At 68.1% G+C, this 25,785-nt stretch carries 28 protein-coding genes; 10 read left to right on the forward strand and 18 right to left on the reverse strand.

Translation table 11 applies throughout. The features are described from left to right. Positions 1 to 32: 32 nt before the first annotated feature. The 4 genes from AU197_RS09770 to hemE are packed head-to-tail and all read right to left on the reverse strand — an operon-like array spanning position 33 to position 3,500. Complete coding sequence (locus AU197_RS09770) at positions 33 to 356, reverse strand: hypothetical protein (protein ID WP_156434370.1); 324 nt, start codon at positions 354 to 356, stop codon at positions 33 to 35. A 27-nt stretch (positions 357 to 383) separates the two neighbouring features. Continuing rightward, the gene (gene hemQ / locus AU197_RS09775) at positions 384 to 1,079 is read right to left on the reverse strand and encodes a hydrogen peroxide-dependent heme synthase (RefSeq protein ID WP_064402347.1); all 696 of its coding nucleotides are present in this window, start codon (positions 1,077 to 1,079) and stop codon (positions 384 to 386) included. Between the two features lie 4 nt (positions 1,080 to 1,083). Next, entirely contained in the window at positions 1,084 to 2,439 is a 1,356-nt protein-coding gene (locus tag AU197_RS09780; RefSeq protein WP_064402349.1) for a protoporphyrinogen oxidase, read from the reverse strand. Then, positions 2,436 to 3,500 carry a uroporphyrinogen decarboxylase gene (hemE, locus tag AU197_RS09785; RefSeq protein WP_064402351.1) on the reverse strand — a complete coding sequence of 355 codons (1,065 nt, stop codon included), beginning with the start codon at positions 3,498 to 3,500 and terminating at the stop codon, positions 2,436 to 2,438. The genes AU197_RS09780 and hemE overlap by 4 nt, the downstream gene beginning before the upstream one ends. A 164-nt stretch (positions 3,501 to 3,664) precedes the next feature. Between hemE and AU197_RS09790 the strand changes: the two genes are divergently transcribed. Continuing rightward, positions 3,665 to 4,201, forward strand: coding sequence for a DUF3000 domain-containing protein (locus tag AU197_RS09790; RefSeq protein ID WP_231744895.1), 537 nt, complete (start codon positions 3,665 to 3,667; stop codon positions 4,199 to 4,201). Between the two features lie 2 nt (positions 4,202 to 4,203). Beyond that, on the forward strand, positions 4,204 to 5,499 hold the full coding sequence (locus AU197_RS09795) for an HRDC domain-containing protein (protein WP_064402353.1): 1,296 nt from the start codon (positions 4,204 to 4,206) through the stop codon (positions 5,497 to 5,499). Here the strand turns inward: AU197_RS09795 and AU197_RS09800 are convergent. Continuing rightward, a complete protein-coding gene (locus tag AU197_RS09800) occupies positions 5,469 to 6,410 on the reverse strand; it encodes an alpha/beta fold hydrolase (RefSeq protein WP_064402355.1) in 942 nt (313 codons plus the stop codon). The two genes, AU197_RS09795 and AU197_RS09800, sit on opposite strands and share 31 nt — an antisense overlap. Positions 6,411 to 6,475: 65 nt before the next feature. Here AU197_RS09800 and AU197_RS09805 point away from each other — a divergent pair, with 65 nt between their 5' ends. After that, on the forward strand, positions 6,476 to 6,982 hold the full coding sequence (locus tag AU197_RS09805) for a phosphate-starvation-inducible PsiE family protein (protein WP_064402357.1): 507 nt from the start codon (positions 6,476 to 6,478) through the stop codon (positions 6,980 to 6,982). Between the two features lie 4 nt (positions 6,983 to 6,986). Here AU197_RS09805 and dxs read toward each other — a convergent pair whose 3' ends face one another. The 5 genes from dxs to AU197_RS09830 all read right to left on the reverse strand — a co-directional run bounded on the left by dxs (position 6,987) and on the right by AU197_RS09830 (position 14,096). After that, positions 6,987 to 8,900 (reverse strand): 1-deoxy-D-xylulose-5-phosphate synthase, encoded by a 1,914-nt coding sequence (gene dxs, locus AU197_RS09810; protein ID WP_064402359.1) that lies wholly within the window; start codon positions 8,898 to 8,900, stop codon positions 6,987 to 6,989. Positions 8,901 to 8,928: 28 nt separating this feature from the next. Then, positions 8,929 to 10,257 carry a Na+/H+ antiporter NhaA gene (gene nhaA, locus AU197_RS09815; protein ID WP_064402361.1) on the reverse strand — a complete coding sequence of 443 codons (1,329 nt, stop codon included), beginning with the start codon at positions 10,255 to 10,257 and terminating at the stop codon, positions 8,929 to 8,931. A gap of 129 nt (positions 10,258 to 10,386) precedes the next feature. Continuing rightward, positions 10,387 to 10,866 (reverse strand): MSMEG_6728 family protein, encoded by a 480-nt coding sequence (locus AU197_RS09820; RefSeq protein WP_064402363.1) that lies wholly within the window; start codon positions 10,864 to 10,866, stop codon positions 10,387 to 10,389. An 18-nt stretch (positions 10,867 to 10,884) separates the two neighbouring features. Further along, positions 10,885 to 12,105: a class I SAM-dependent RNA methyltransferase gene (locus AU197_RS09825; RefSeq protein ID WP_064402365.1), complete on the reverse strand. Its 1,221-nt coding sequence runs from the start codon at positions 12,103 to 12,105 to the stop codon at positions 10,885 to 10,887. Next, the gene (locus tag AU197_RS09830) at positions 12,102 to 14,096 is read right to left on the reverse strand and encodes an APC family permease (RefSeq protein ID WP_064402849.1); all 1,995 of its coding nucleotides are present in this window, start codon (positions 14,094 to 14,096) and stop codon (positions 12,102 to 12,104) included. Before AU197_RS09830 ends, AU197_RS09825 begins: the two co-directional genes overlap by 4 nt. An 85-nt stretch (positions 14,097 to 14,181) precedes the next feature. Here AU197_RS09830 and AU197_RS09835 point away from each other — a divergent pair, with 85 nt between their 5' ends. Both AU197_RS09835 and AU197_RS09840 read left to right on the forward strand, forming a co-directional pair. Then, entirely contained in the window at positions 14,182 to 14,853 is a 672-nt protein-coding gene (locus tag AU197_RS09835; protein ID WP_082696591.1) for a potassium channel family protein, read from the forward strand. Beyond that, positions 14,850 to 15,515: a potassium channel family protein gene (locus AU197_RS09840; RefSeq protein ID WP_064402366.1), complete on the forward strand. Its 666-nt coding sequence runs from the start codon at positions 14,850 to 14,852 to the stop codon at positions 15,513 to 15,515. Before AU197_RS09835 ends, AU197_RS09840 begins: the two co-directional genes overlap by 4 nt. A 2-nt stretch (positions 15,516 to 15,517) precedes the next feature. Here AU197_RS09840 and AU197_RS09845 read toward each other — a convergent pair whose 3' ends face one another. Continuing rightward, a complete protein-coding gene (locus AU197_RS09845) occupies positions 15,518 to 16,201 on the reverse strand; it encodes a DUF3159 domain-containing protein (RefSeq protein ID WP_064402368.1) in 684 nt (227 codons plus the stop codon). Next, positions 16,198 to 16,569 (reverse strand): OB-fold nucleic acid binding domain-containing protein, encoded by a 372-nt coding sequence (locus AU197_RS09850; protein WP_064402369.1) that lies wholly within the window; start codon positions 16,567 to 16,569, stop codon positions 16,198 to 16,200. The genes AU197_RS09845 and AU197_RS09850 overlap by 4 nt, the downstream gene beginning before the upstream one ends. A gap of 135 nt (positions 16,570 to 16,704) precedes the next feature. Between AU197_RS09850 and AU197_RS09855 the strand changes: the two genes are divergently transcribed. Continuing rightward, entirely contained in the window at positions 16,705 to 17,403 is a 699-nt protein-coding gene (locus tag AU197_RS09855) for a serine aminopeptidase domain-containing protein (protein WP_064402371.1), read from the forward strand. Positions 17,404 to 17,493: 90 nt separating this feature from the next. On the opposite strand, the gene AU197_RS09860 is transcribed toward AU197_RS09855, so the two are convergent. Continuing rightward, a complete protein-coding gene (locus AU197_RS09860) occupies positions 17,494 to 18,270 on the reverse strand; it encodes a DUF3710 domain-containing protein (RefSeq protein ID WP_064402373.1) in 777 nt (258 codons plus the stop codon). Then, positions 18,270 to 18,734, reverse strand: a complete 465-nt coding sequence (gene dut / locus AU197_RS09865; protein ID WP_064402375.1) for a dUTP diphosphatase — start codon at positions 18,732 to 18,734, stop codon at positions 18,270 to 18,272. Before dut ends, AU197_RS09860 begins: the two co-directional genes overlap by 1 nt. Positions 18,735 to 18,759: 25 nt before the next feature. Here dut and AU197_RS09870 point away from each other — a divergent pair, with 25 nt between their 5' ends. Then, on the forward strand, positions 18,760 to 19,236 hold the full coding sequence (locus tag AU197_RS09870) for a DUF3093 domain-containing protein (protein WP_064402377.1): 477 nt from the start codon (positions 18,760 to 18,762) through the stop codon (positions 19,234 to 19,236). A gap of 105 nt (positions 19,237 to 19,341) precedes the next feature. Here the strand turns inward: AU197_RS09870 and AU197_RS09875 are convergent, their stop codons facing one another. Next, positions 19,342 to 19,644, reverse strand: coding sequence for a DUF4193 domain-containing protein (locus AU197_RS09875; RefSeq protein WP_064350907.1), 303 nt, complete (start codon positions 19,642 to 19,644; stop codon positions 19,342 to 19,344). A 166-nt stretch (positions 19,645 to 19,810) separates the two neighbouring features. Between AU197_RS09875 and cei the strand changes: the two genes are divergently transcribed. Beyond that, positions 19,811 to 20,467: an envelope integrity protein Cei gene (gene cei, locus AU197_RS09880; protein WP_064402379.1), complete on the forward strand. Its 657-nt coding sequence runs from the start codon at positions 19,811 to 19,813 to the stop codon at positions 20,465 to 20,467. Positions 20,468 to 20,504: 37 nt separating this feature from the next. Here cei and AU197_RS09885 read toward each other — a convergent pair whose 3' ends face one another. Next, positions 20,505 to 21,353, reverse strand: coding sequence for an inositol monophosphatase family protein (locus AU197_RS09885; protein ID WP_064402380.1), 849 nt, complete (start codon positions 21,351 to 21,353; stop codon positions 20,505 to 20,507). Positions 21,354 to 21,490: 137 nt separating this feature from the next. Here AU197_RS09885 and ppgK point away from each other — a divergent pair, with 137 nt between their 5' ends. Next, complete coding sequence (gene ppgK / locus AU197_RS09890) at positions 21,491 to 22,297, forward strand: polyphosphate--glucose phosphotransferase (protein WP_064402382.1); 807 nt, start codon at positions 21,491 to 21,493, stop codon at positions 22,295 to 22,297. A gap of 179 nt (positions 22,298 to 22,476) precedes the next feature. Further along, positions 22,477 to 23,967 (forward strand): RNA polymerase sigma factor, encoded by a 1,491-nt coding sequence (locus AU197_RS09895; RefSeq protein WP_082696623.1) that lies wholly within the window; start codon positions 22,477 to 22,479, stop codon positions 23,965 to 23,967. 169 nt (positions 23,968 to 24,136) lie between these two features. On the opposite strand, the gene AU197_RS09900 is transcribed toward AU197_RS09895, so the two are convergent. Both AU197_RS09900 and AU197_RS09905 read right to left on the reverse strand, forming a co-directional pair. After that, positions 24,137 to 24,829, reverse strand: a complete 693-nt coding sequence (locus AU197_RS09900; RefSeq protein WP_064402385.1) for a hypothetical protein — start codon at positions 24,827 to 24,829, stop codon at positions 24,137 to 24,139. Positions 24,830 to 25,119: 290 nt separating this feature from the next. Continuing rightward, positions 25,120 to 25,605, reverse strand: a complete 486-nt coding sequence (locus AU197_RS09905; RefSeq protein WP_156434371.1) for a hypothetical protein — start codon at positions 25,603 to 25,605, stop codon at positions 25,120 to 25,122. Between the last annotated feature and the right edge of the window lie 180 nt (positions 25,606 to 25,785).

Below are 25,785 nucleotides of genomic sequence, written 5' to 3' on the forward strand. Positions count from 1 at the left end.
CGCTCGGCGGAAAAAGTCGCGCGAGCAATGAGCTAGGCCGGGTAGACGGCGAACTCGGCGCGGTCCTCGGTGTCGGCGACACACTGGAACAACAGCGGCGCCGTCATCGCGTTACCCGAGTAACACGTGAACGGGCCAATGACCTGGTATTTGTCGCCGTTCACGTTGTATTGGACCGCGTAGTCCGATGCGGTGATGCAGTCAATGTCGCCGGCGGTGATGTCGATGACCTGACCGAAGCGCGGCGCGCACTTTTCGCTGTCCGCCAATTGAGCGAGGCTGCTCGGCGCCGCGATCAGCGCGCCGATGGACAGGGTTGCGGCGACCGTCGCGGTGGCCAGTGCCTTCGTCGTCATCGGTCAATGATGACCGAGCATCGCCGGTTACGGCAGGCGATCGATCAACTGCTCCGCGCTGATGCGCGGACCGGTGAAGAACGGCGTCTCCTCGCGGACATGCCGCCGCGCATCCGTGGCACGCAGATCACGCATCAGGTCGACGATGCGGTGCAGTTCCGGCGCCTCGAACGCCAGGATCCATTCGTAGTCGCCCAGCGCGAACGCCGGAACGGTGTTGGCCCGCACGTCCTTGTAGCCGCGCGCCGCCATGCCGTGCTCGGAGAGCATGCGACGGCGCTCCTCGTCGGGCAGCAGATACCAGTCCAGTGACCGCACGAAGGGATACACGCAGATGTAGTTGCCCGGTTCCTCGCCCGCGAGGAACGCCGGGATGTGGCTCTTGTTGAACTCCGCCGGGCGGTGCAGTGCGACGTTGCTCCACACCGGATTACTGGCGCGGCCCAAGGTGGTGCTGCGACGGAAGTCGGCGTAGGTGCCCTGCAGGGCCTCGACGTTGTCGGCGTGCGTCCAGATCATGAAGTCGGCGTCGGCGCGCATCCCCGCGATGTCGTACAGGCCGCGCACCACCACACCGCGTTCCTCCTGCTGTTTGAGGAACGTCGCGGTCTCGTCGGCGACGGCCGCGCGGTCCTCGCCCAGTTCCCCCGGACGCACGGAGAACACCGAGAACATCAGGTAGCGAAGGGTGGAGTTGAGCGCGTCAAAGTCGAGCTTGGCCATGGTTCTATCGTGCCACGCGCGAGGTGACCAACGACGCCGCCGCCCTCGTGGCCGCCGACACACACGCCGGAACGCCGATGCCGTCCAGGAATCCGCCCGCCACCGCAATCGTCGGCGGCAATCCCGCCCGCAGTTCGGCCACCAGCGCACCGTGACCGGGGCCGTACTGCGGCATGGCGTCGATCCACCGCTGCACGTGGAAGTCGACGGGCTCCGTCCTGACACCGAAGAGCGTGGCGAGATCCTCTGCCGCCCACCCGAGCAGCTCCTCGTCGCCCGCGCTGCGGGCCAGATTGTCGCCGAACCTTCCGAACGAGAGCCGGACCAGCTCGACGTTGCCGCGCGGACCCCATTTGCGCGACGTCAGCGTCACCGCCTTCGACCGCAGGTGTTCGCCACTCGCCACCAGGACGCCGGACTGCTGCGGCAGCGGCGTACCGCCGGGCAGGGCCAACGCCACCAACGCCGTCGACGCCACCGGGATGCGCTGGGCCGCGGCCGCGCTTCGGGGAGCCACCTCGGCGACGAGCCGTGCCAGGCGCGGTGCCGGTACCGCGAGCACCACCGCGTCGGCGTGGTGGCGCGAGCCCTCGTCGTCGACGAGTTCCCAGCCCTGTGCGCCGCGGTGCAGCGCTTCGACGGTGACCTGGCGCCAGTGCGCCGCGGCGCGGTGGACGAGCTCGTCGATCAGCACCCGGTAGCCGCCGTCGACCGCGCCGAAGACCGACCCGGTGACCGGCGGCGGCGCGGCTTCGCGGACGGCCTCGGTGAGGTTTCTCGCGCCACGGTCGAGGGCGACTGCCAGCGGCGGCACCGCCGAACGGACCCCGATCGTCGCCGCGTTACCGGCGTAGACACCGGCCAGCAGGGGTTCGACCGAACGCGTGACCACCTGCTCGCCGAACCGGTCGCCGACCAGCTCGGCGACGGACGGGTCGGCGCCTGGACGCCACGAGAACGGCCGACCGGGTTCGCCGTGCATCCAGGCGATCGTCGCGTCGTCCACCAGCCCGGCCAGCGCGGACGGCTGCGCCGGGATCCCCTGCAGCGTGCCGGTGGGCAGCGGGTGCAGCCGGGCCTGGCTGTAGATCAGCGGCCGTGCGCCGGTCGTGCCGATCTGCCGGTTCGCCAGGCCCAACTCGGCCAGCAAGGCGGGCACCTCGGGTCGTCGAGCGACGAACGCCTCGGCGCCGACGTCCATCGATTGACCGCCGATCCGCTCGGTGCGCAGCACGCCGCCCAGCCGGTCCGCGGGGTCGAACACCGTGATCGACGCGTCCGGGCCGGCCGCGACACGCAGCCGATACGCGGCGACGAGACCCGAAATACCACCGCCCACAACGCAGTACGACGCAGTCACAGCGAGTGCACCAACGCCACCACTTCGGTGATCACCTCGGGGTCGGTCGCGGGGAGCACGCCGTGGCCGAGGTTGAACACATGCCCGGCGGCGCCCGCATCGACCGCGCGCCGGCCGTCGTCGACGACCGCGCGAGCCGCACGTTCGGCCACCGCCGGGCCTGCCAGCAACACCACCGGATCGAGGTTGCCCTGCAACGCCGTCCCAGGGACCACCCGGGCGGCGGCGTCGGACAGCGAGGTGCGCCAGTCGACCCCGACCACGGCCGGGGCGCCGTGGCCGGAGGCGGCCTGCGACATCGCACCCAGCAGTTCGGCGGTACCGACACCGAAGTGCGTCATCGGGACTCCGGCGGCGGCCAGCGTCGCGAACACGCGGGTGCTGTGCGGCAGCACATAGCTGCGGTAGTCGGCCAACGACAGCGTCCCGGCCCACGAGTCGAACACCTGGATCGCGTCGACACCCGCGTCCACTTGAACCTGCAGGAACGCGATCGTCACATCGGTCAGCGCGGCCATCAGCGCGTGCCACGTCTCGGGTTCTGAGAACATCATCGCCTTGGTGCGCTCGTGGTTGCGGCTCGGCCCGCCCTCGACCAGGTAGGAGGCCAGCGTGAACGGCGCGCCCGCGAACCCGATCAACGGCACCTCGCCGAGTTCGGTCACCAGCGTCCCGACGGCCTCGGCGACCGGCGCCACCTGCTCGCGCTCCAGCGATCTCATCGCGGCGACATCCGCGGCGGTGCGAATCGGGTGCTCGATCACCGGGCCGACGTCGGGAACGATGTCGAGGTCGATGCCCGCAGCGCGCAACGGCACCACGATGTCGGAGAACAGGATCGCGGCGTCCACACCGTGCCTGCGGACCGGCTGCAGGGTGATCTCGGTGATCAGCTCGGCATCGAAACAGGCCTGCATCATCGTGTTCTTCGCCCGCAACGCGCGGTACTCGGGCAGCGAACGGCCCGCCTGCCGCATGAACCACACCGGCACGCGACCGGGTTTGCGGCCGCCGGCGGCGGCCAGATAGGGCGAGTCGGGCAGCTCACGGCGCGTGTTCATCGCTGTCAATGCTGCCATGCGGACCGGGCGGCGCCCGTCTCGCCTCGTCCGGACCGGTGCCCGACAAGATCGGCGCGCCACACGCATAGACCTGCTCGGATCCGCTAGCGTCAAACGTCGTGACCACCGCCGAACCGGCTCAGTTCCGTGAAGCGGTGGCGGCGATGAATGCCACCACCGTCCGACCGGAGATCGAGCTCGGCCCGATCCGCCCGCCGCAGCGGCTGGCGCCGTTCAGCTATGCGCTGGGCGCCGAGGTCCGCCATCCCGAGACGGCGATCGTGCCGGAGCGCTCCGAGGGTGACGCATTCGGCCGCCTGATCCTGCTGCACGACCCCGAGGGCGCCGACGCCTGGGACGGCACCATGCGGCTGGTCGCCTACATCCAGGCCGATCTGGACTCCAGCGAAGCCGTCGACCCGCTGCTGCCGGAGGTGGCGTGGAGCTGGCTCGTCGACGCCCTCGCAGAACGCGCCGAGCATGTCACCGCCCTGGGCGGCACCGTCACCGCCACCACGTCGGTGCGTTACGGCGACATCTCCGGCCCGCCCCGGGCTCACCAGCTAGAACTGCGTGCCTCGTGGACGGCGACGACACTCGAGTTGGGCCCGCACGTCGAGGCGTTCTGTGAGGTGCTCGAGCACGCCGCCGGGCTGCCGCCCCAGGGCGTGACCGACCTCGGCTCCCGTACCCGCGCTTGACGATGCCCGATCCCGACGAGGCCGTCCCGGAGGCGGCCGCGCCCGAGCAGACCGAGCCGGAGGCGACGCCGCTGCTGGCGCCCCGCGACGGCGTGCCCGCGTTGTCGACCAGTGTCAGCGAGATCCGCAAGGCCGCCGAGCTCTTGGCGTCCGGCTCCGGCCCCTTCGCGGTCGACGCCGAACGCGCCTCGGGCTTCCGCTACTCCAACCGTGCTTATCTCGTGCAGATCCGACGCGAAGGCGCCGGCACCGTGTTGATCGATCCGGTGAGCCACGGCGCCGATCCGGTCGACGCACTGGCCCCGGTCGCAGAGGTGCTGGCCACCGACGAATGGGTGCTGCACGCCGCCGACCAGGATCTGCCGTGTCTGGCCGATCTCGGCATCCGGCCGGTCAGCCTGTACGACACGGAGTTGGCGGGCCGACTCGCCGGTTATGACAAGGTCAACCTCGCCGCGATGGTGCAGCGGTTGCTCGGCCTACAGCTGATGAAGGGCCACGGCGCAGCCGACTGGTCCAAGCGGCCGCTGCCTGACGAGTGGCTCAACTACGCCGCTCTCGATGTCGAGGTGCTCGTCGACCTACGCGACGCGGTGGCCGCGGTTCTCGAGGAACAGGGCAAAACTGACTGGGCGGCACAGGAATTCGAGCACCTCAGGAAGTTCGAGGCAACACCGACCCGTCGGGACCGCTGGCGGCGCACGTCGGGCATCCACAAGATTCGTGATGCCCGCGCCCTAGCCGCCGTGCGCGAACTGTGGACCACCCGTGACCACATCGCGCAGCGCCGCGACATCGCGCCGGGCCGGATTCTGCCGGACTCGGCCATCATCAACGCCGCCACCGCCGATCCCGACACCGTCGAGAAGTTGACGGCGCTTCCGGTGTTCGGCGGTAATCGGCAGCGCCGCAGCGCCAAGGTGTGGCTCGAGGCGCTCGCCCGGGCACGCACCACCCGTGACCTGCCGACATCGCAGGAGCCGGCGAACGGCCCTCCACCCGCGTCCCGTTGGGCCAGGCGCAAACCCGAGGCCGCCGCCCGACTGGATGCGGTGCGCGCCGCGCTCAGCGATGTGTCACAACGGGTTTGCGTGCCGACCGAGAACCTGCTCTCCCCCGACACCGTGCGCCGACTGTGTTGGGATTGGGAGCCCGTCGACGACAGGGCGAGCGTGATCGAGGCGTTTCTGCGGGATGCGGGCGCGCGGCCATGGCAACGCGAGCTGACGGTGCCACCCCTGAGCGAGGCGCTGTCCAAGGCCGACGCTCAGCTTGCCGAGGGACCCGCCGGGAGCTGAGCGGTCGCCTTCTCGACGTGAGCCAGGAAGTGCCGCAACACTTCCTCGGGTGCCTCGATTTGCGGCCAGTGTCCGATGTCGGCGGCAAGCATCACCACGTCGGCGTCGGGGATCACTTCGGCGTAGCGGCGCGCCATGTGTGCGCCGGAGTTCGGGTCGACGGGCCCGTCGATGAGCCGCATGGGCACGGCGGTTTGGCGCATGGCGCGCACCCACCGGTTGCGGTGGGTGTACCGGTCCCCCAGGAATCGACCGACCTTGTGCAGCACGCGTTTACCGTCGTTGTATTCCAGAATCTGGTGAAAGCGGTTCATCAGCTCGCGTGAGGGCTTCGTGTTCGGGCCGAACATCTCGTCGAGCGTTCGCTCGAGTATCTTGCGCGAAATCGGACTGCGCCCTTGCAGAGGACTCATCAAGTCGCCCAGCGGAGTTCCCGACATGAGCTTCTGCATGGTGCGCGGGGTGTACGCCTCGTTGAACAGCCCCCCGTTCAACCAGGTGATCGATTGATAGTGCACTGATCCGTACGACTGCTGCCCGAATTCACTGCGGGCCAGGAGTTCTTGGCCTACCGAGTCACCGAGGTCGTGCGCCAACACGTGGCACCGCTCGACGTTGAGGTGCTCCAGTAACGCCTCGTGGATGTTGGCGTGATCGGGCACCGAGTATTCGTAGGCGACCGGTTTCGCCGAGAAGCCCATGCCGATCATGTCCGCTGCGATGACGGTGAAGTGTTCGGTGAGCGTCGGCCAGATCAGTGACCAGTCCCACGAGTTGAACGGATAGCCGTGGATCGTCAACAGCGTCGGAGCCTCACCCAGCGGCGGGCCGTCGACCCGGTAGAAGATCTCGAACCCCAGGTAGTCGAAGTAGCGGCCCGCGGCCTTCCAGCGCTCCAGCTCGGCATCCATGACCGCAGCCTAGGCGATCGGGCATTTTGCGTCGGCGCGCGCTTCAGACGGCTTAGCGTGACCGAATGGCGGAACAGGACGAGTCCGAGAACGAAGAAGATCGGCAGCGGTTCGCCGACCGCGTGCTGAGCTTCGCCGAGGACGCGGTGTACTGGGCCATCGCGACCGTTCTGCTCGCCGGGTCGGTGGCGCTCCTGGTCGCCCAGGTCAATGTTCTACTGCGCCTGCGCAATACGCCGGCGAGCACGATCATGCTGGAGGTGCTCGACGGGCTGCTGCTGATCTTCATCTTCGTCGAACTGCTCTATGCGGTGCGGACGTCGCTGCGCTCACATGAGATCGTCGCCGAGCCGTTTTTGATCGTCGGCATCCTGGCGTGCATCAAAGAGATCGTCGTGCTGTCGGTCGAGGCGGCGAAGCTGCTGTCCAACGGCCCCGAGTTCGCCCGCGCGATCGTCCAGGTGGGCGTGCTCGGGGGTCTGGTGCTGGTGTTGTCGCTGGCGATTTTCGTGCTGCGGGTGCAACGCCACGGCGTCTCCGACGAAGCCGCCGAGCTGGCCGACAAGAACTAGCGCACTAGTCGAGTCGCTCGCTGACCTCGGTTTCGCTGACGGGGGCGCCCTGAGCCGCGACCCAGCCGGTGATCTGGCGGGCCACGGTGCGATCGGTCAAGCCGACCTCGGCGAGCACCTCGCCGCGGGACGCCTGCGCGAAGAACTCCTGCGGCAGACCGACGTCGCGGCAGGGCACGTCGATCTCGGCGCGGCGCAACGCCGCCGACACCGCCGAACCGATGCCGCCGTTGACGCCGTTGTCCTCGAGCGTGACGACGAGCTTGTGTTCGCGGGCCAGCGCGTTGATCGCCTCGGGCACCGGCAGCACCCAGCGCGGGTCGACGACCGTCACACCGATGCCCTGGTTGCGCAAGAGTTCGGCGACCGCCAACGCCATCGACGCGAACGGCCCGACCGCCACCAACAGCACGTCGCCGGTGAACCCGTCGGCCGGCACCGCCAGCACATCGACACCGTCACGCCGTTCGACCGCCGGAATGTCCTCGCCGACATCGCCTTTCGGGAACCGGATGGCGGTCGGACCGTCGTTGACGTCGAGCGCTTCGCCGAGTTCCTCGCGCAGCCGGACGCCGTCGCGCGGTGCGGCCACCCGCATACCGGGCACGATGCCCAGCATCGACAGGTCCCACATGCCGTTGTGGCTCGCGCCGTCGGGGCCGGTGATACCCGAGCGGTCCAACACCATCGTCACCGGCAGCTTGTGAAGGGCCACATCCATCATGACCTGGTCGAATGCGCGGTTCAGGAACGTCGAGTAGATCGCGACGACAGGATGCAGGCCGCCCATCGCCAGCCCGGCCGCCGACGTCATCGCATGCTGTTCGGCGATGCCGACGTCGAAGAACCGGTCCGGGAAGCGCTGCCGGAATGCGGTCAGCCCAGTGGGGCCGGGCATCGCCGCGGTGATCGCAACCACGTCGCGTCGGCGGGCCGCGTAGCCGATCAGCGCCTCGGAGAATGTCGACGTCCAGCCCGGACCGGGGACCGACGTCGCCAATCCGGTCTCGGGGTCGATGACACCGCACGCGTGCATCTGGTCGGCCTCGTCGTTCTCCGCGGGCGCGTAGCCCATGCCCTTGCGGGTGACGATGTGCACGATCACCGGCATGTTGAAGCCGCGCGCCCGGCGCAGCGCGACCTCGACGGCGTGCTCGTCATGGCCGTCGATGGGGCCGACATACTTCAGGCCCAGATCGGTGAACATCACCTGCGGCGCCAGCGCGTCCTTGATGCCGGCCTTGATGGAGTGCATGCACTGGTAGCACACCTCGCCGATGACCGGCACGCCGCGCACCGCCTTGCGGCCCTCCTCGAGGACACGTTCGTAGCCGGGCTGCAATCGCAGGCCGGCCAGGTGTTCGGCGAACCCGCCGATCGTCGGTGCGTAGCTGCGGCCGTTGTCGTTGACGACGATCACCACCGGCCGTCGCGCCGCGGCGATGTTGTTCAACGCCTCCCAGCACATGCCGCCGGTCAGCGCACCGTCGCCGACGACGGCGACCACATGGCGGTTGCGGTGTCCGGACAGCTCGAACGCCTTGGCCAGCCCGTCGGCGTAGGACAGCGCGGAACTGGCGTGGCTGGATTCCACCCAGTCGTGTTCGCTCTCCTCGCGCGAGGGGTAGCCCGACAGACCGCCCTTCTTGCGCAGGCTCTCGAAGTCGTGGCAGCGGCCCGTCAGCATCTTGTGCACGTAGGACTGGTGCCCGGTGTCGAAGATGATGGGATCGTGGGGCGAATCGAACACCCTGTGCAGCGCCAGCGTCAGCTCGACGACGCCGAGGTTCGGGCCGAGATGCCCGCCGGTGGCAGCCACCTTGTGGATCAGGAATTCGCGGATCTCACGTGCCAGATCGCTCAGTTGCGACTGCGATAGGTGCTGCAGATCTGCGGGCCCGCGGATCTGTTCAAGCATTCGTTCAGTCTACGCACGGCCGTCGTAGTCAGTCCTGCCGAGCTTGGTAGATGTCGGGCACACCGTCGTGATCGGAATCGGCGGTCTCCTGCTCGTGGATGGCACGATATTGCCTGTTCCGCAGCCTCAACAGGACCGCCGCAAGGGTCGCGGAGGCCAGCGATCCCGTCAGCACCCCGATCTTCACGAATTCGTCACGTTCGGACCCGCTGCCGTAGGCCAAATCGCCGATGAGCAGCGACACGGTGAAACCGATACCCGCCAGCATGGCGATTCCCAGCACGTCGATCCACCGGACCGCCGGGTCCAGGTCGGCGCGCGTGACCGACGCCAGCACCCGCGTGGTCAAAAAGATTCCGACCGGCTTTCCGACGACCAGCCCGAGGACGATGCCCAGCGTGATGGGGTCGGCCATCGCCTCGGCGAAGCCCGTGTAGCCGCCGATGCTCACCCCGGCGGCGAAGAACGCGAAGACCGGTATCGCCACTCCCGCCGACAGCGGACGGATGCGGTGCTCGAAGTGCTCGGCGAGGCCCGGTCCGGCCTCCGGCCCGCCGGCGGCCTGCGAACGCTTCACCGGTACCGCGAAACCGAGCAGAACCCCCGCCACCGTCGCATGGACGCCCGATTCGTGCATCAGGACCCACGTGGCCAGCGCCAGGGGTACCAACAACCACCACGACTGGATCCTGCGCTGGACACACACCGCGAACAGCGCCAGCGGAACGAGCGTCGCCAGCAGCGCAGGCACGTTGATGTCCTCGGTGTAGAACACCGCGATCACGCTCACGGCGAGCAGATCGTCCACCACGGCGAGAGTGAGCAGGAAGATCCGGAGCGCGGACGGCAGGTGCGTGGAGATGACTGCCAGCACCGCGACGGCGAACGCGATGTCGGTCGCGGTCGGGATGGCCCAGCCCCGCAGGGCGCCGTCGCCGACGTGGGCGGTCACCGCGACGAAGATGAGCGCCGGCACGACCATTCCGCCGACCGCGGCGGCGATCGGCAGCGCCGCGCGGGCGGGGTCACGCAGGTCCCCGGCGACGAACTCCCGTTTGAGCTCCAACCCGACCACGAAGAAGAACAGGGCCAACAATCCGTCGGCCGCCCAGGTGCCGACAGTGAGGTCCAGGTGCAGGCCCAACGGTTGGCCGCCGACCTTCAAATCGCGCAGGGCGAAGTAGCTTTCCGACCACGGCGAGTTGGCCCACACGAGCGCGACGGTCGCCGCCACCAGCAGGATCGCGCCTCCGACGGTCTCCCGGCGCAGGATCGAGGCCACCCGGCTGGTCTCGGACCACGATCCGCGGGCGAACAGCGTCCGCCGTGCGAAGCGGCGCAGGGGGTTGGCGGTCACGGTGAGTCCCGATCTGTAGGGGTCGACAGATGAATTGCCGACCAGACTTCCCGGCACACCCTGCCGCTCAACGTATCAACGTCGACGGTGTCGAGCATGCGCGGTGGCGGACGGCGCTTCGGCTGACCGTCAGATCGCGATGCGGCGCGGACGGTCCGAGCCCGGCCACACGTAGTCGAGGTCGTCGGGCACGTCGGGAAAGAACTGGCGGTAGTGCTGCGGGTCCTTGCGGACGAGGACCGACTGGTGGCTGCGATGAAACTCCGGATCACCCAGCCACGGCGGCACCTCCCCCGCGGCGACCAACGCGTCCTGGGTGCGCGGGGTGCCGATGCCGGTCTCGCGGGCGAGGTCGGTGACCATGGTGGTCGCGCAGGTGTCGGCGTGCCCCAGCGCGCACCATGCGGCGCAGACGTCGAGCCCGTAGCGGACCAGGGCTTCCTCGTAGCCGGCCCACATCGCCGCCGCGGGGTGGTGGCGCCAGCCATAACCGGGCACGGTCAGTGCGCGGACGACCTGGATGGTCTCGACCCGCTGTTTGCCGAGCCGCTTCGTGTCGAGGACGCGGGCGGTGTCGTCGAAACCCGGGCAGGGCAGAAACGTCTGCATCCTGCAGGGGATACCCGTTTAGCGACTCAACACCGCGACGCACTCGACGTGATGTGTGAGGGGGAACGAGTCGAAGACCCGTAACTCCTCGACCGCGTACCCGTGCCCCCGATACAGGCCGACATCGCGTGCGAACGACGCTGCCTCGCAACCGATGTGGACGACACGCGGTATCTCTGCGGCCGCCAGCAGGTCGATCACCTCGCGACCTGCCCCGGTCCGCGGCGGATCGAGCACCGCGACATCGGCCCGCTTCCGCTGGGCGGTGAGCGCGCGGCGCACCGAGTCGGTGACCACCGACACCCAACTCATATCCCCCAAGGCGGCCCGCGCGGCGCGAGATGCTCCCCGCGAGGTGTCCACCGTGACGACCTTCCCGGTCTCCCCGACCGCTTCGGCGAGCACGGCCGCGAACACCCCTGCCCCGCCGTACAGATCCCACGCCCTCATCCCGGGGCTCAGCTGCGCCCACCCGGCCACCAACTCGCTGTAGAGCCGCGCCGCGTCTCGGTGCGACTGCCAGAAGGCGGTCACGGGCACCCGCCACGTCCTCCCCGCGACCCGCTGAACGGCTTCATAGTCGCCCTCGATCACCTGGGTGGCGGCCCTGCCCCTGGGCCCCGATTTGGGTCCGGACTGCACGACGTGACGGGTGCCTTCGTCGTCGAGCGCAACGTGCAGATGGGCCCCGGGCGGCCAGGTCCGATCGGCCAGCCCCTCGACCATGCCGTCGGGCAACTGCGCGCAGTTCAGGTCGGTGATCAGCTCGGCGCTGTGGAACCGGTGGAATCCGGGCCGCCCGTCGTCGGTGGTGTCGAGCCGCACCCGCGTCCGCCACCCCGTCGGGCCCACCTCACCGACGGGGTCGGCGGCGGCGTCGGCCTCGTCGCGCCAGTGGTACCCGCCCAACCGTGTCAACTGATTGGCGACGACGGCGCCCTTGAGCCTGCGGACCGCGGCGGGCTCGGCGAACGCCATGTCACAGCAGCCGGCGCCCTCCGCACCGGCGATCGGGCAGATCGATTCGACGCGGTCCGCGGACGGTTCGATGACCTCGACGGTGTCGGCGTGCAGGTACGTGCCGCGGTCGGCGACCACCCGGACCCTGACCCGCTCGCCGGGCAACGCGTAGCGGACGAACACGACCCGCCCGTCGTCGCGCGCCACACAGCTGCCGCCGTTGGCGGGCGGCCCTGCGGTCACCGTCAGTTCCGCGGGAACAGCCGCGACACCGGTCACTCCAGGAATCCCCTGCGTGCGTCGCCGGGCGCCGACTGTGGTTGAAGGGTCTTGAGCCGCTCCGAGGAACTCAATTGCCACGGCACCGATGTCACCATCACATTCGGCTCGAACAGCAGGCGGCCCTTGAGCCGCAACGCGCTCTGGTTGTGCAAGACCTGCTCCCACCAATGACCCACCACGTATTCGGGGATGAAGACCGTCACGACGGTCCGTGGCGACTCCTTGCTGATCCGCTTGACGTAGTCGAGCACCGGGCGGGTTATCTCCCGGTAGGGCGAGGCGATGACCTTCAGCGGGACGCTGATGTCGCTGTCCTCCCACTTGTGCACCAGCGCACGGGTCTCACCGTCGTCGACGCTGACCGTGATCGCCTCGAGGATGTCGGGTCTGGTGGCCCTGGCGTATGCCAGTGCGCGCATCGTGGGCAGGTGCAGTTTGGAGACAAGCACGATCGCGTGGTTGCGGCTGGGAAGCACCATGTCGGTGTCTGCGGCGGCTTGCTCCTCGAGTTCGCGCGTCACCGTGTCGTAGTGCTTGTGGATGAGCTTCATGATCACGAACAAGCTACTCATGGCGAGGATCGCGATCCACGCTCCAGCAACGAATTTCGTCACCACCACGATCAGCAGCACTGTGGCGGTGCAGGCGCAGCCGATCGCGTTGATCACCCGCGATCTCTTCATCTTGCGCCGCACGATGGTGTCGGTCTCCGTGCGCAGCAGCCGCGTCCAGTGCCGCACCATTCCGACCTGGCTGAAGGTGAACGAGACGAACACCCCGACGATGTAGAGCTGGATCAGCGCGGTCACTTCGGCGCGGAACGCGACGACGAACGCGATCGCGGCGAAGGCCAGGAAAAGGATGCCGTTGGAGAACGCGAGCCGGTCTCCGCGGGTGTGCAATTGCCTTGGCAGGTAACGATCCTGCGCGAGGATCGACCCGAGCACCGGGAAGCCGTTGAACGCGGTGTTGGCGGCCAGCAACAGGATCAGCGCCGTGACGCCAGCGATGAGGAAGAGCCCCGCGGTGAAGTCGTGGAACACCGCCTCGGCCAGTTGCGCGATCAGCGTCTTCTGGTGGTAGTCCGGCGGGGCGCCGACGAGTTGTTCGTGCGGTCGCTCCGCGATCTGCACGCCGGTTTCCTTCGCCAGCATGATGATGCCCATGAACAGGGTGACGGCGAACAGGCCGAGCAGCGCCAGCGTCGTTGCGGCGTTGCGCGACTTCGGTTTGCGGAACGCCGGCACCCCGTTGCTGATCGCCTCCACACCCGTCAACGCCGCGCTACCCGACGAGAACGCTCGTGCGACAAGAAAAACGAGCGCGAAACCGAGGATTTCGCCGTGTTCCGAATGCATCTCGAATCCCGCGGATTCGGCCTGTAATGGTTCGCCGAGCACATAGATCTGGAAGAAGCCCCAGCCGAGCATCGCGAACATCCCGACCATGAACGCATACGTCGGGATCGCGAAGGCAGTTCCGGATTCCCGGACGCCGCGCAGGTTTATCGCCGCCAGCAGCAGGATCGCGATCACGGCGAACAGCACCTTGTGATGGTTGACAAACGGCACCGCCGAGCCGATGTTCGACATCGCCGAAGACATCGACACCGCGACCGTGAGCACGTAGTCGACCAGCAGCGCGCTCGCAACGGTCAGGCCGGCCGTCGGCCCGAGGTTGGTGGTGACGACCTCGTAATCCCCGCCGCCGGAGGGGTAGGCGTGCACGTTCTGCCGGTAGCTGGCGATGACGATCACCATCACCACGGCCACGGCGAGCCCGATCCATGGCGTCATCGAGTACGCGGCCAGGCCGGCGACCGACAGCACCAGAAAGATTTCCTCGGGAGCGTAGGCCACCGACGACAGGGCATCGGAGGCGAAGACGGGAAGGGCTATCCGCTTCGGCAGCAGAGTGTGCGAAATCCTGTCGCTGCGAAACGGCCTGCCGAGGACCACCCGCCGCGCGAACCTGGATAGCTTGGACACGAGTGCCAAGAGTAAGCCCAGCAGCAATTGCCCGTCGGAAAGCTGTAGCGTTCGACTGCACGGGTTCGACAGGAAGGACCGTGGAGTGCGAGTAGTGGTGATGGGCTGCGGCCGGGTCGGCGCGTCGCTCTCGGACAGCCTCTCCCGGATCGGTCACGACGTCGCGGTCATCGACCGCGACGGCACGGCATTCCACCGGCTCTCTCCGGAGTTCTCCGGCGAGCGGGTGCTCGGCATGGGCTTCGACCGCGACGTGCTGCTGCGAGCGGGCATCGAGGAAGCCGGGGCGTTCGCCGCGGTGTCCTCGGGTGACAACTCCAACATCATCTCGGCGCGGGTGGCCCGCGAAACCTTCGGTGTCGAGCGGGTGGTCGCCCGCATCTACGACGCCAAACGCGCGGCGGTCTACGAACGTTTGGGCATCCCGACGGTGGCCACCGTGCCGTGGACGACCGACCGTCTGCTCAACGTGCTCACCCGCGAGACCGAGACCACCAAGTGGCGCGACCCCACCGGCAACGTCGGCGTCACCGAACTGGCGCTGCACGAGGCGTGGGTCGGCCGCCGGATCACCGACCTCGAGACGGCCACCGGCGGCCGGGTGGCGTTCCTGATCCGGTTCGGCGCCGGGCTGCTGCCCGATGCGAAAACCGTCATCCAGGCCAGCGACCAGGTGTTCGTGGCCGCGATCGCCGGGCATATCGCCGAGGCGCTGGCCATCGCGGCCCTGCCGCCGAGCGAGGATCTCGACGGATGAAAGTCGCCATCGCCGGGGCCGGCGCCGTCGGCCGGTCCATTGCCCGCGAACTCGTCGACACCCACGAGGTGACGCTGCTGGAACGCAATCCCGACCACATCGACGTCGATGCGATTCCGGCGGCGCAGTGGCGGCTGGGCGATGCATGTGAGCTGTCTCTGCTCGAATCCGTTCAGCTCGAGCAGTTCGACGTGGTGATCGCGGCGACCGGCGACGACAAGGTCAACGTCGTCGTCAGCCTCCTGGCCAAGACCGAGTTCGCGGTGCAGCGGGTGGTGGCCCGCGTCAACGACCCGCGCAACGAGTGGTTGTTCGACGAGAGCTGGGGAGTCGACGTGGCGGTGTCGACGCCGCGGATGCTGGCCTCGCTCGTGGAGGAGGCGGTCGCGGTCGGCGATCTGGTGCGGCTCATGGAGTTCCGCAAGGGACAGGCCAACCTCGTCGAGATCACGCTGCCCGACGACACCCCGTGGGGCGGCAAGCCGGTCAAGCGCCTCGAACTGCCCCGCGACTGCACGCTCGTGACGATCCTGCGTGGTCCGCGGGTGATCGTGCCCGAGTCGGACGAACCGCTCGAGGGTGGCGACGAGTTGCTGTTCGTGGTCGTCGCCGAGGTGGAAGACCAGTTGCAGGACCTGTTGCTCCACCCGCAGCCGCGCTGACTTCAGCCCCCGGTCGGGGTGCTGACGTCGTCGGAGGACTCGCGAGCGTTGATGGCTTTCTGCGCGGTGCGGATCGCCAGATAGGTCACCACGGCGGCGACCGCGGTCAACGGCCAGCCCATCGAGATTCGCGCGACGCCCAACCACCCCGTCTGGTCGGCGTCGTAGAGATGCCGTTGGACGATGAAACGCGAGGCGAAAACCGCCACCCAGAACAGGGTTGCGACGTCGAAAGCCGTCACCGCCCTGCGCACCCGACGCCAGTCCCGGCCGTGTCCGTTGACCCAGCCCCAGACGTAACCGACGACCGGCCGGCGGATCACGACTGACACGGTGAACACCGCCGCCCAGAACAGTGACGTCCAAATGCCAAGCAGGAAGTAGCCTTTCGACTCCCCCATCACGTAAGCGATCAATGCGCAGATCCCCACGCCGAAGAAGCCGGAGATCGCGGGCTGCGCAGACTCCCGCCGGGCGAGCCGCCACGCGAGGATGATGCCGGCCACGCCGAGTGCGGCGACGATGGCGGGGATGAGCCCGACCGTCTGCGAGATCGGAACGAACGCCACGACAGGCAACGTCGAATAGATCAGGCCGCTGACCCCGCCCATCTGGTCGAGGACGGCGTTGGCCTTGGTCGACTGCTGGGTTCTCGGCTGCTCCGGTTCGGTTCCGGGCTCGCTCACTTCTGAATCTCGTAGTGCGGGTTGTAGATGGCCTTGGCTCCGCTGTCGAGCTTGCCGACGCGACCGTGCACCTTGAGGGTGCGGCCGGACTCGATACCGGGGATGCGGCGCTGGCCGAGCCAGACCAGCATCACCGAGTCGGTGCCGTCGAACAGTTCGGCCTTCACGCCGCCGGCGCACGCTTTGCCGTTGCATTCGACGCTGCGCAAGGTGCCGATCATGGTGACTTCCTGGCCGCGTTGGCAGTCGATCGCCTTCTGGGCGCCGGTGGAGGCGGCTTCGTCGCTGAGCTCTTCGACGTCGAGTTGCTCCGGGTCTTCTGTCAACCGTCGCGTGAGCCGGCGCAGATACCCTTCGGCCGTTGCCATGGCCTCTCCTGACCTATACGCAGATGCACCTTGGACCTACCCAAGTAATCGCCACGTTAACCCTGTGAGTTACGAGATGCCACGTGGGGTCACCTCGCCACGCCGGACGCATTTCGCCCAAGGCACGATCAGGTCATGACGGTTACTCTCCGCGGCGTCACGACGGTCCTGCTACCGGGCACCGGATCCGACGACGACTTCGTCTACCGGGCGTTTTCCGCGGCGCTGCACGGCCAGGGTGCGACTCTGGTCACACCGGCGCCTCAACCGCACCGGCTCGTGGCCGGTTACCGTGACGCACTCGACGACGCCGCGCGCGGCGGGCCCATCGCGGTGGGTGGCGTGTCGATCGGCGCCGCGGTCGCGACGGCGTGGGCGCTGGCCCATCCCAGCCGGACGGTGGCGGTGCTCGCGGCACTTCCGGCGTGGGCCGGCTCCCCGCAGCACGCACCCGCGGCGGCCGCGGCACGTCACTCCGCAGAACTGCTGCGCCGCGACGGGCTGGCGGCCACCAGCGCGGCGATGCGCGCGTCGAGCCCGCGGTGGTTGGGCGACGAGCTGACCCGGTCATGGCTCGGGCAATGGCCGTCCCTGCCGGAGGCTATGGAGGAGGCGGCGAACTACGTCGCGCCCACCGGCGCCGAACTGGCGCGGTTGGCCGTCCCGCTGGGCGTGGCCGCCGCCTCCGACGATCCCGTGCATCCGATCGAAGTGGCCGCCGAGTGGGTGACGGCGGCACCGCGGGCGGCGTTGCGCACGGTCACGCTCGATGAACTGGGCGCCGACCCGTCGTTGTTGGGAGCCGCGTGTGTGGCCGCCCTGCTGGAGGCCTGACGGTCGGCACGTCGAACGGCAGGGCCTTACTGGCTGGATCGCAACAGCCACCTGGTGCGTGGGACCAACCCGTCAAGGCGGAGTCTCGTGTCAGCCGCCGGTGATCGTCCGCAGCTGCTGCATCGCCGACCCCTGGGCGCTGCGGCGCGCGACCGGTTCCTGCTGGCCGGGTGGCTGAGCCTGTTGCGCCTGCTGGGCGGCGGCCTGCTGGGCGGCGGCCTCGCGCAGTTGGTTCGCCATCGGCTCGGGTAACTCGACCGCTAGCGGGGTACGCACCGGCAACGGGGTGTCTCCGCGACGAACCACGGTGTCGGCCAGGGCTTCTCGCGCTTCGGCCGCGAGTGCGTCGATGTGTTCCTGCGGACCGTTGACCACGCAGCGGATCATCCACCGGTAACCGTCGACGCCGATGAACCGCACCACGCCGGGTTGTCCCTGCTGCGCTGCCTGGGCCTGCTGCGCGGAGGCCACGCCGACGACCTCGCGGCCCCATGGCCCGTCCTTGATCGACACCTGGGCGCCGTCCTTGCGCAGCGAGTCGGCGAGTTCTCCGGCGATCTCTCGCCACAGGCCGCTGCTCTTGGGAGCGGCGTAGGCGGCGACGGTGAAGCGGCCGTGCGGAGTGACGACCCATACCGCACTGGGCACCCCCTGCGGGGTGAGCTCGACCTGCACCTGGCCACCGGCCGGCAGTGGGATCAGGACCGAGCCCAGATCCAACCGGCCCGCGGCGGCCGTCTCGGCGTCGTCGAAGTCCTCGATGTCGAACGGGCCTTCGAGCTCGTCGTCGACGGCGCCACCCGTCTCCTGCCCGGCGACATCGTCGACGTCACCGATCTGGTTGTCTTTGCGTTTACCGAATGCCATCACAAACTCGCATGTCCGCCGGAGGAACCGTGGCCACCTTCGCCACGGGTGCTTTCACCGAGACCAGCCTCGTCGAAAGACGTGACCTCGACCAGTTCGGGCAGTTCGACCCGCTGGACCAGCAGCTGAGCGATGCGGTCCCCTCGGTTCACGACGATCGGCACCTTCGGATCGAGGTTGATCAGCGAAACCTTGATCTCGCCCCGGTAGCCTGCGTCGATGGTGCCCGGACTGTTGACGATCGAAAGCCCCACGCGGGCAGCCAAACCCGAGCGGGGATGCACCAGCCCGACCATCCCGTGCGGGATCGCCACCGCGATGCCCGTGGGAACCAGCGCACGTTCACCGGGCGCCAGTTCGACGTCGAGCGCGCTGAACAGGTCGACGCCCGCATCGCCGTCATGGGCGCGGCTGGGCATCGGCAGATCAGGGTCGAGGCGAACGACCGCCAGAGAAGTGGGCACGACGTCAGAGATTACTCTTGGCCGCGTGTCCGACACGCGCGCCACGACCCAAACCGTTCGCTACCGCGAGCGGCTATGGGTGCCGTGGTGGTGGTGGCCGCCGGGCCTGGGCCTCGCGGCGCTCATCGCGCTCGAGATCGATATGGGCATTCCCGGCATACCCGGATGGTTGCCGTACGCGCTGCTTCTGCCCGTCGCCGTCGTCGTCCTGCTGTGGCTGGGCCGCACGGAGGTGCGGGTCGTCGGCGGCCCAGCAGGCATCGAGCTGTGGGCAGGTCCCGCGCACCTGCCCGCCGACGTGATCACCCGGTCGGCCGAGGTGCCACGCAGCGCCAAATCCGCTGCTCTGGGGCGTCAACTGGATCCGGCCGCCTACGTGGTTCATCGGGCATGGGTGGGCCCGATGGTTCTGGTGGTGCTCAACGATCCCGACGATCCGACGCCGTACTGGCTGGTCAGTTGCCGTCAGCCGGGGAAGGTGCTGGCGGCGCTCCGCAGTTGAACTGCGAATCAAGCTTGAGCAGTTGAACTGCGAATCAAGCTGGGCAGTTGAACTGCGAATCAAGCTTGAGCAGTTGAACTGCGAATCAAGCTTGAGCAGTTGAACCTAGGCAGCGCAGTCCGAACAGATCATCATGCCGTTCTTCTCGCTGGCCAGACGGCTGCGGTGGTGCACAAGGAAGCAACTCGAGCAGGTGAACTCGTCGGCCTGCTTGGGGACCACCCGCACCGACAGCTCTTCACCGGACAGGTCGGCACCTGGCAATTCGAAGGACTCGGCGGACTCCGACTCGTCGACGTCGACGACCGCTGACTGGGCCTCGTTACGCCGCGCCTTCAACTCTTCGAGCGAATCTTCCGAGACATCGTCGGTCTCGGTACGCCGTGGGGCGTCGTAATCGGTAGCCATTGCGGTCCCCTCCGAATAATCCTTGTGCAGCAGAGCTTTGTACCAGCGTCGAACGCATCCGCCAAACGATTCGTGCCCGTATGAGTACCCGATGCACTGTGATTTATGTCACATGAGGGCTCGTCCCATGCGGGGTTCGCAGGAACGGGACCTCTAGAGTGCAGGCGTGGTCGCGCAAATCACAGAGGGAACCGCGTTCGACGAACACGGTCGCCCTTTCCGGCGGCGGAACTACCTGCCCGCCATCCTGCTGTTCGTCGCCCTCTCGGTGGTGACGTTGATGGTGTGGGTCATCGCCCTGAGCCGCCCCGCCGAAGTGCCGGAGGCCGCCATCTGCAATCCGCCGCCTGCGCCCAGCGACCCCAGCGCGCCCGCCCCGACGCTGGGCCAGCAGGTGTCGAGTGCCGACATGGTCGATGTGAGCCCCGCCCGCCTCTCCGATACCAAGATCAGGGTGCTCAACGCGAGCGGTCAGGGTGGTCAGGCCGCCGAGGTGGCCAGCGCGCTGAAGGATCTCGGGTTCGCCGAACCGACCGCGGCAAACGATCCGATCTACACGACGGCGCGGCTGGAATGCCAGGGTCAGATCCGGTTCGGCGAAGCCGGCCGTGCCGCTGCCGCCGCGGTGTGGCTGGTGGCGCCGTGCGTCGAACTTTTCGAGGACGAGCGCGGCGACGACAGCGTCGATCTGGCGCTGGGCACCGAGTTCACCGAGTTGAGCAGCAGCGACGACATCGAGGCGGTGCTGGCCAGTCTGCGGCCCGACGCCACCCAGGCGTCCGACTCGTCGCTGCTGTCAAAGATCCACTCGGGAACCTGCTGAGCCTCGATCACGCCTTCCGGCAGCAGATTTCGGGTGCCTACGGCGCGCCCGCACGGCGCAGCACGTCGTCCAGGGCGGCCGCGATGCCCGGCGCGGCGGCAGTGATGAACCCCGGCCCGCCCGTTGCCCCGCTTCCCCGCGGCAGCTGCAGCGTGGCCCCGGCCTCCGCGGCGATCAGCGCTCCGGCGGCCCAGTCCCACAAGTGGACGCCGTCCTCGTAGTAGGCGTCGAGTTGACCCGCGGCCACCATGCACAGATCCAGCGCGCACGATCCGATGCGGCGCACATCGCGCACCTCGGGCAGAACGTGTGTCAACACCGCGGCCTGGCGTGCGCGCTGTTCACGGTCGTACGAGAATCCCGTGCCCAACAACGACATTGACAGCTCGTCGGCGGCGCTGGTGTGCAGTTCTGCGGCGCCTTCGGCGTTGCGCAGATACGCGCCGTGGCCGAGCGCAGCGGAGTAGACCGCGCCGGCGGGCACGTTCGCGACCGCACCCGCCACCGATCTCCCGTTTCGCTGCACGGCCACCGACACTGCGTAGGCCTCCAGTCCGTAGACGAAGTTGACCGTGCCGTCGATCGGATCGAGCACCCAGGTGAGGTCGTCGCCGTGTGCGGGGGTTCCGCCCTCTTCCTCGCCGAGCACATGCTCGCCGGGCCGCAGCTCGGCCAATCTGTCGCGAATCAGCCGCTCGGTCTCGGTGTCGACGACCGTGACGGGATCGGTGGGCGAGCTCTTGGTCCGCAGACCCGAATTGTCCCTAGCGGGGCCGGGAGCGCCGAAAACCTCGGCGCGGCGCTGCCGCACGAAGGTCGCCGCTTCGGTGGCCAACTGCTCGGCGACCGAACGCAGCAGGACGGGATCGGCGTCGTTGTCGGGCATGCACCCATCGCAGCACGTTTCGGCCGCCGTTGTCGCCGAGCGTCTGTCCGACAGACCCGCGCAGCCACTTGCGACCCACTAAGGTGTGGGGCGCATGACGTGGCTGCGGCCCGCCTGCCCGAGGTAGAGGAGCGCTCATGACCGCGACCAATTCACCCGCCGTCGCCCAGAGCGTCAATGGCGGCCAGCGGCGCGGATTCGGAATCGACGTCGGTGGCAGCGGCGTCAAGGGCGGCATCGTTGACCTGAACACCGGACAACTGATCGGCGAGCGGTTCAAGCTGCCGACCCCGCAGCCCGCGACTCCCGAGGCGGTCAGCAAGACGGTCGCGGCCGTGGTCCGTGAGTTCGGCTGGACCGAGAAGGTGGGCGTCACCTACCCCGGCGTGGTCACCGACGGGATCGTGCGCACCGCGGCCAACGTCGACAAGGGCTGGATCGGCAGCAATGCCGCCCAGTTCTACCGCAATGCGCTCGACGGACAGCCGGTCACGGTTCTCAACGACGCCGACGCGGCCGGACTGGCCGAAGAGAAATTCGGCGCCGGCCGGGACAACACCGGGGTCATCGTGCTGTTGACCTTCGGCACCGGCATCGGTTCGGCGGTGATCCACAACGGCGCGCTACTGCCGAACACCGAGTTCGGTCACCTCGAGGTCGGCGGCAAGGAAGCTGAGCACCGCGCGGCGTCCTCAGTGAAGGAACGCAAGGGCTGGAGTTACGAGCGCTGGACCGTCGAAGTGACGAAGGTGCTGGTAGCGGTCGAAAACGCGATCTGGCCGGACCTGTTCATCGCCGGCGGCGGCATCAGCCGCAAGGCCGAGAAATGGATTCCGCTGCTCAAGAACCGCACCCCGGTGGTGGCCGCGGCTCTCCAGAACACTGCGGGCATCGTGGGCGCCGCGATGGCCGCTGAGGTGGACGTCACAGCTACCGCCAAGTAGCCACGCCCGAGACCCCGGATTTGCCGCTGGAGGCGGTGTTCTCGCACACTGTCGTTACAATGGTCGACGGCGGCCGCAGCCTGGATAGCGACGATTATCAACCGCCATTATTCGACAGCCGACGCTCATCGATGGGGCTTACCCTGCCCGTGATGAGGTAGCACGAGGAAAGGGTGTACGTGGCAGCGACAAAGGCAAGCCCGGCGACCGACGAGCCGGTGAAGCGCACCGCTACCAAAACCGCCCCCGCCAAAAAGACTGCGGCGAAGTCGGCCAACGGGACGGCGCCGGCCAAGAAAGCCGCCAAGACCCGAACCAGCAAGACGCCCCCCAAGACCGCGGCAAAGGCGAGCACCGCGGCCAAGGCACCGGCGAAGGCTTCGAAGGCCGCCAAGACCGCCGCGCCCCGCGGTCGCGCCAAGAAGGCCACCGCGGCCGAGCCCGACAGCACCAAGGTCGATGTCGAGGCCGAGGACCTCGAGAGCGACGACATCGAAGCCGAGCCCGGCGAGGACCTAGCGGTCGAGGAGACCGAGATCGACCTGGAAGATCTCGAGGTCGACGACGAACCCGCCGAGGACAGCGCCGAGGCCGCCGAAGGCGAGGCACCCGCCGCGGAAGCCGACGCCGCCGCGGAGGACGACGAGATCGCCGAGCCGTCGGAAAAGGACAAGGCGTCCGGCGACTTCGTCTGGGACGAAGAGGAATCCGAGGCACTTCGGCAGGCCCGCAAGGACGCCGAGCTGACCGCGTCGGCCGACTCGGTGCGTGCCTACCTCAAGCAGATCGGCAAGGTCGCGCTGCTGAACGCCGAGGAAGAGGTCGAGCTCGCCAAGCGTATCGAGGCCGGGTTGTACGCAACCCAGTTGATGGCCGAATTCGCCGAGAAGGGCGAGAAGCTGCCCGCCGCGCAGCGCCGCGACATGATGTGGATCTGTCGCGATGGCGATCGCGCGAAAAATCATCTGCTGGAGGCGAACCTGCGTCTGGTGGTGTCGCTGGCCAAGCGCTACACCGGTCGCGGCATGGCGTTCCTCGACCTCATCCAGGAAGGCAACCTGGGTCTGATTCGCGCCGTCGAGAAGTTCGACTACACCAAGGGCTACAAGTTCTCCACCTATGCCACCTGGTGGATCCGCCAGGCCATCACGCGCGCGATGGCCGACCAGGCTCGCACCATCCGCATCCCCGTGCACATGGTCGAGGTGATCAACAAGCTCGGCCGCATTCAGCGTGAGCTGCTTCAGGACCTGGGCCGCGAGCCCACCCCGGAAGAGCTGGCCAAGGAGATGGACATCACGCCGGAGAAGGTGCTGGAGATCCAGCAGTACGCGCGTGAGCCGATTTCGCTGGACCAGACCATCGGCGACGAGGGCGATTCGCAGCTGGGCGATTTCATCGAGGATTCCGAGGCCGTGGTGGCCGTGGACGCGGTGTCGTTCACGCTGCTGCAGGATCAGCTGCAGTCGGTGCTGGAAACGTTGTCCGAGCGTGAAGCCGGCGTGGTGCGGCTGCGGTTCGGCCTCACCGACGGGCAACCGCGCACGCTCGACGAGATCGGTCAGGTGTACGGGGTGACGCGCGAGCGCATCCGCCAGATCGAGTCGAAGACCATGTCAAAGTTGCGCCACCCCAGCCGCTCTCAGGTTCTGCGCGACTACCTGGACTAGACAACACCTTGCGGTCATCGCGTTGGGGGAACTTCGGAATCAGCAGCCGGAGCCGACTACCCGCGGTGAATACGGGCGCTTTTCGGCGTCGGAGCTGAAATCAGTGAAAGGGCAGGTGTTCCATGTGGAACACCTGCCCTCACGCACCGAACTCCCTAGTGGCCACCCGTCATTCGTCAATCACCTCCTGGCAGGCCGGGCCGCAGTTGGGGTCCGTGTCGGGGGAAGGACCGGGGAAGGGGACGTACTCGCCCAGAGCCGGGTGGGACGTGGCGGTTTGGGAGGGACTCTGCAGCAACTCCGGAACCATGTTGCCCTGGACATGGTTGTCGCCGGCGGCCGGCGGTTCGAGCTTGACGCCGGGAATCACGTGAGCGTGGACGACCTGGGAGTCATCAGCGAGCGGCGGCTCGAGCTCGACACCGGGGATCAGGTGAGCGTGGACCTCGGTGTTATCAGCGGCCGGCGGCATCAACGTCACACCGGGAATCAGGTGACTGTGAATCTCGGTGCCGCCGCTCGAAGGAGCCGGTGCGGCGTTCTGCTCAGGGGCTGATACCTCGGCGTGCTGCGCCGAGGGCACGGTCTCGGCGTGCTGCGCCGAGGGCACCGACTCGGCATGCTGCGCCGACGGCGCTGACTCGGCATGCTGCGCCGACGGCGCTGACTCGGCGTGCTGCTCAGAGGCCGATGCGGAGTTCGTCGACCCGGAGTGATCGGCAGGTGCTGCAGACGCGGCGCCGGCCACGCCGAGCGCGGCAAGCCCCATGGCACCCGCGATGAGGGCAGCCGTGGCGAGTTTCTTGATCGCGCCGACGGTGGTGATGGTCGTTGCGGACTGGGCGGACGGGGTGGTGGTCATCGGACTTCCTTTTCTCGAAGCCACAGCGTGTCTGTGGTTGAGAAGAGATTCACGCGTTGCCCTCAACAGATTCTCAATACGCCGACCGGCGCGCCGCAACCCCACCAGACGGGGTGGGCGCAGGCACCGGGGAAATGATGACCGGGGCGACGATAGGTAGTACGCCAGGATCGCGAATCATCTTGTCAGTCAAGGAAGTTAGAACAGCTGATGCTGCGCGGCGACGTGCGTCGACCCCGCCGCGGGCCAGCGCATACCGGCCCCTGGCCCGCGGCTAGCCCGATAAGCGCCTACACCGGCGGTGGCGGTAACGGTGGCGGCCCCACCCTGCTCAGCTTGAACCCGTTGGCACCGTTGTAGGCGTCACCGCATATCCCTGGTTCGTGGTAGGAGCGCACGCCCTTGCCGTTTGCGGCATCCCAGGCGTAATTCATGGGCAGATCGTGCTGCGACCCGTCCTCGCACGTGAGCGCGTCGGGTGTCGGTACGTCCCGCATGATCCACCAACCGACCTGCCAGTAGGCGTTCGCGCTCCATCCTGGCGACGTGCGCTCGGTGTCGCCCGCGCCGTATTCGGTGACGCGCACACACTGAAACGCATCGCCTTCGCAAGGCGTGACGACCCACGTCGTCGGGCCCCACTCGTAGGCGGCTTCATAGGTGCCGAGCGCATTTGCCGTGATCTGGTCCGTGCCGTTCGCGGGAGCCGCAAATCCCACCGCGACCATGCCTGCCGCGAGGACGGACGCCGCCGCGGTCACCCCCCTGCTTCCCATTGGCACTCCTTCGTGTCCGGCTGGCGTCTTAGGCAGTATGCCTCGCGAGGGACCGCTGCCAACGCGATTTCCAGTCAACGCGACGCGTCGTGCCCTGCGGTGCGATGACGCGCCGAGCGTGTACAGAAGCACCTGCCGGCGAACACGCCGCGCCGCCGTCCATCCGCCGGGCGGCAAACA

This window comes from Mycobacterium sp. IS-1590 (assembly GCF_001500025.1).
GTDB lineage: Bacteria > Actinomycetota > Actinomycetes > Mycobacteriales > Mycobacteriaceae > Mycobacterium.

Coding starts and splice junctions, on each gene's coding strand:
- AU197_RS09790 (WP_231744895.1), top strand. CDS start 3,665: ATGAATGCCACCACCGTCCGACCGGAGATCGAGCTCGGCCCGATCCGC.
- AU197_RS09885 (WP_064402380.1), bottom strand. CDS start 21,353: ATGCCCGACAACGACGCCGATCCCGTCCTGCTGCGTTCGGTCGCCGAG.
- dxs (WP_064402359.1), bottom strand. CDS start 8,900: ATGCTTGAACAGATCCGCGGGCCCGCAGATCTGCAGCACCTATCGCAG.
- AU197_RS09795 (WP_064402353.1), top strand. CDS start 4,204: ATGCCCGATCCCGACGAGGCCGTCCCGGAGGCGGCCGCGCCCGAGCAG.
- AU197_RS09900 (WP_064402385.1), bottom strand. CDS start 24,829: ATGACCACCACCCCGTCCGCCCAGTCCGCAACGACCATCACCACCGTC.
- AU197_RS09855 (WP_064402371.1), top strand. CDS start 16,705: ATGACGGTTACTCTCCGCGGCGTCACGACGGTCCTGCTACCGGGCACC.
- ppgK (WP_064402382.1), top strand. CDS start 21,491: ATGACCGCGACCAATTCACCCGCCGTCGCCCAGAGCGTCAATGGCGGC.
- AU197_RS09860 (WP_064402373.1), bottom strand. CDS start 18,270: ATGGCATTCGGTAAACGCAAAGACAACCAGATCGGTGACGTCGACGAT.
- AU197_RS09820 (WP_064402363.1), bottom strand. CDS start 10,866: ATGCAGACGTTTCTGCCCTGCCCGGGTTTCGACGACACCGCCCGCGTC.
- AU197_RS09850 (WP_064402369.1), bottom strand. CDS start 16,569: ATGGCAACGGCCGAAGGGTATCTGCGCCGGCTCACGCGACGGTTGACA.
- AU197_RS09905 (WP_156434371.1), bottom strand. CDS start 25,605: ATGGGAAGCAGGGGGGTGACCGCGGCGGCGTCCGTCCTCGCGGCAGGC.
- AU197_RS09840 (WP_064402366.1), top strand. CDS start 14,850: ATGAAAGTCGCCATCGCCGGGGCCGGCGCCGTCGGCCGGTCCATTGCC.
- hemE (WP_064402351.1), bottom strand. CDS start 3,500: ATGAACACGCGCCGTGAGCTGCCCGACTCGCCCTATCTGGCCGCCGCC.
- hemQ (WP_064402347.1), bottom strand. CDS start 1,079: ATGGCCAAGCTCGACTTTGACGCGCTCAACTCCACCCTTCGCTACCTG.
- AU197_RS09770 (WP_156434370.1), bottom strand. CDS start 356: ATGACGACGAAGGCACTGGCCACCGCGACGGTCGCCGCAACCCTGTCC.
- AU197_RS09875 (WP_064350907.1), bottom strand. CDS start 19,644: ATGGCTACCGATTACGACGCCCCACGGCGTACCGAGACCGACGATGTC.
- AU197_RS09805 (WP_064402357.1), top strand. CDS start 6,476: ATGGCGGAACAGGACGAGTCCGAGAACGAAGAAGATCGGCAGCGGTTC.
- AU197_RS09800 (WP_064402355.1), bottom strand. CDS start 6,410: ATGGATGCCGAGCTGGAGCGCTGGAAGGCCGCGGGCCGCTACTTCGAC.